Raw genomic sequence first — 2,884 nt, forward strand, 5'->3', positions numbered from 1 at the left:
GCCGGCCTGCGCGGCCTCGGCGAGGCGCTGCGCGCTGGTGCGCGCCAGCGCGCGCTTGGCCGCCAGCATGCGCGCGTCGGCCTCGGCCTCGGCCACGGCGGCTTCCGCCTCGGCGACGGCGTTCTGCGCGGCGCCGGCGTCGAGCTGCAGCAGCGGCTGGTTCGCCTGCACGTGCTGGCCCTCCTCGACCAGCACGCGCGCGACCACGCCGTCGGCGCGCGCGGCGAGGCGCAGCACGCCGCTCTCGACGTCGATGCGTCCGCGCGCCATCGCCGCGTAGCGCGGCGCCGGCGGCGCGTCGGCGCCGGGGTGGCGGCCGCAGCCGGCCAGCGCCAGCAGAGCGGCCGATGCGAGCAGGGTGCGGGTCAATCGATTCATGCGGTCTCGCCTTGTCGGTCGGTGCGTGCCGCGGCGGGCGCGCGCACGTCGTCGAGGATACGGCCGTCTTCCATGTGCAGGATGCGGTCGGCGTGCGCGTGCAGGCGCGGGTCGTGGCTGACGCACAGCACCGCGGCGTCGTGCGTGCGGGCGACGCGGTGCAGGATGTCGATCACCGCGGCGCCGTTCGTGCCGTCCAGCGCGCTGGTCGGCTCGTCGGCGAACAGCAGGCGCGGCTGCTTGGCGACGGCGCGCGCGATGGCGACGCGCTGCTTCTCGCCGCCGGACAGCTCCGCCGGCCGCAGGCGCAGTTGCCGGCCGAGGCCGACCTCGTGCAGCGCGGCGGCCGCGCGCGCCTGCGCCGTGTGCGCGTCGAGACCGAGATAGGCCAGCGGCAGTTGCACCTGCTCCAGCGCGGTCAGCGCCGGGAACAGGTTGAAACCCTGGAACACGAAGCCGGTGTGCCGCAGGCGGAAACGCTCGCGCGCGCGCGCGTCCAGCGCCCACAGGTCCTCGCCCAGCGCGTGCACGCGGCCGGCCTCCGGGCGCAGCAGGCCGCTCAGGATCGCCAGCAGCGTGCTCTTGCCGCAGCCGGACGGCCCGGAGATCAGCGTCAGCTCGCCGGCGCGCACGGCGAGATCGAGGCCCTCCAGCACCGGCGTGCGCACGCGCCCGCTGACGTAGCCGCGCACCAGGCCGCGCCCTTCGAGGATCGTTCGGCCGTCGCCGTTCTCGCCCATGCTCACCTCAGCAGCATCGCCGGATCGGCGTGGCGCAGCGCGCGCACCGCCATCAGCCCGGACACCAGCGCGATGCCCATCACCAGCACCGCGCAGGCCAGCGCCTGCCAGGCGCCGAACACGATCGGCACGTCGGCGCGCCGCGCCAGCAGCGCCAGCGCCAGCGCGGCGACGCCGCCGGCCAGCAGGCCGGCGCCGCCGACCCAGGCGGCCTGCTGCAGCACCACGCGGCGCAGATCGCCGAAGCCGACGCCCAGCGCGTGCAGGGTGGCGTACTCGCGCACCGAGCCGGCCACCGCGCCCATCAGCGTCTGGCTGGTGATCACCGCGCCGACCACGAACACCAGCGCGGTCAGGAACAGGAAGCCGAGGCCCGCGCCGGTCTCGAACATCCAATAGGCGATCGCGCGCCGCGCGAACGCCTGCCGCGTCCACACCGCGAAGCCGGCGTGCGCGCCGACGCGCGCCAGGCGCGCGCGCACCGCGTCGGCGCGCGCCGGATCGCGCAACGCGACGATGTAGTAGGCGACGCGGCCGGCGTCGGCGGGATCGGCGTCGAGCGCGCGCGCGGTGTCCAGCGAGGCGACGATGTCGACGCCGCCCAGCGCGCGCAGGCCGGCGGCGGCGCCGACGATGCGCACGCGCCGGCCGTTGATGCGCGCGCTGCCGCCGACGTCGACGCCCAGCTTGGGCAGGTCGGCGCGATCGACGATCACCGCGCCCGGCAGGTCCAGGCGCGCGCGCAGCGCCGGGCCGAGCGCCCTGGCGAACGCCAGGCCGGCGGCGCGCGTGTCGATGCCGGACAGGAACACCGACACGCCGCCGCGGTCGGCCGGGCCGCGCCAGTCGGCGTCGACCCACAGGAACGGCTCGACGCGCGCGACCTCGGGATCCATGCGCAGCAGCATCTCGGTGTCCGCCGGGATGGGCCGGCCGAGGTCGATCGTCTGCGTGCCGGGATAGCCCACCCACAGATCGCCGCCGGACTGGTCGATGTACACCGCGGCGCCGCCGAAGATGCCCAGCAGCAGCGCCGCCTGCATCAGCAGCAGCAGGCCGGCGAAAGCCACCGCCAGCGCCGCCGGCAGGAAGCGGCGCCATTCGTGCAACAGCGTCTTGCGCGCCAGCGCGACCATCAGCGCGCGGCCTCGGCCAGCGGCGGCGGCGCGCCGCCCAGCGCCTTGTACAGGGCGATGAAGGCGACGGCCTCGCGCGCGTGCGCATCGAGCGCGGAAGCCTGCGCGTCGAGCAGCGCCGTCGCGGCTTCGCCGCGCGCCAGCGCGTCGGCGAGACCGAGCCGCTGCAGCGTCGCCGCGGCTTCGTCGGCGCGCCGCTGCGCGGCCAGCGCCGCGTCCACGCGCTCGGCCTGCGCGTGCGCCGACTGCAGCGTGGCCAGCGCCGATTCCACCTCGGCGACGCCGGCGAGCACGGCCTGCCGATAGGCGTCCTCGGCCGCCGCCAGCGCGGCCGAGCCGGCGTCGGCGCGCGCGCGGCGCGCGCCCCAGTCGAACAGCGGCAGGTCCAGTACCGGGCCCGCCGAGGCCAGCGTGCGCGTGGCGCCGCTGCCGAGGCGCACGGCCAGGGTCAGCGCGCCGGCCAGGCTGAGGCGCGGATACAGGTCGGCGCGCGCCACGCCCAGCGCGCCGGCGGCCTGCAGCACGGCCTGCTCGGCGTGCTGGATCTCCGGGCGCGTGCGCAGCAGGTCGGCGGGCGTGGCGGCGAACGCGACCGCGCCGAGGCGCGGCGGCGGCGCCGGCTGCAGCCAG

General features: G+C 77.4%; 3 protein-coding genes and 1 pseudogene. All 4 read right to left on the reverse strand.

Features of this window, described 5'->3' with window-relative positions; all coding sequences use genetic code 11:
* Positions 1-378: pseudogene (locus MBSD_RS08740) on the reverse strand (secretion protein HlyD); the annotation flags it as partial.
* The gene (locus MBSD_RS08745) at positions 375-1,118 is read right to left on the reverse strand and encodes an ABC transporter ATP-binding protein (RefSeq protein WP_062536972.1); all 744 of its coding nucleotides are present in this window, start codon (positions 1,116-1,118) and stop codon (positions 375-377) included. The pseudogene MBSD_RS08740 and the gene MBSD_RS08745, both read right to left, overlap by 4 nt.
* A gap of 2 nt (positions 1,119-1,120) precedes the next feature.
* A complete protein-coding gene (locus MBSD_RS08750; protein ID WP_062536973.1) occupies positions 1,121-2,254 on the reverse strand; it encodes an ABC transporter permease in 1,134 nt (377 codons plus the stop codon).
* The coding region (locus MBSD_RS08755; protein ID WP_187300607.1) for a TolC family protein at positions 2,254-2,884 on the reverse strand (631 nt) is incomplete at its 5' end. The genes MBSD_RS08755 and MBSD_RS08750, both read right to left, overlap by 1 nt.

This window comes from Mizugakiibacter sediminis (assembly GCF_000953855.2).
Classification (GTDB): Bacteria; Pseudomonadota; Gammaproteobacteria; order Xanthomonadales; family Rhodanobacteraceae; genus Mizugakiibacter; species Mizugakiibacter sediminis.

What these genes read in the sequence shown, in the direction of transcription:
- MBSD_RS08745 (WP_062536972.1), bottom strand. Translation starts at nt 1,118, where the DNA reads ATGGGCGAGAACGGCGACGGCCGAACGATCCTCGAAGGGCGCGGCCTG.
- MBSD_RS08750 (WP_062536973.1), bottom strand. Translation starts at nt 2,254, where the DNA reads ATGGTCGCGCTGGCGCGCAAGACGCTGTTGCACGAATGGCGCCGCTTC.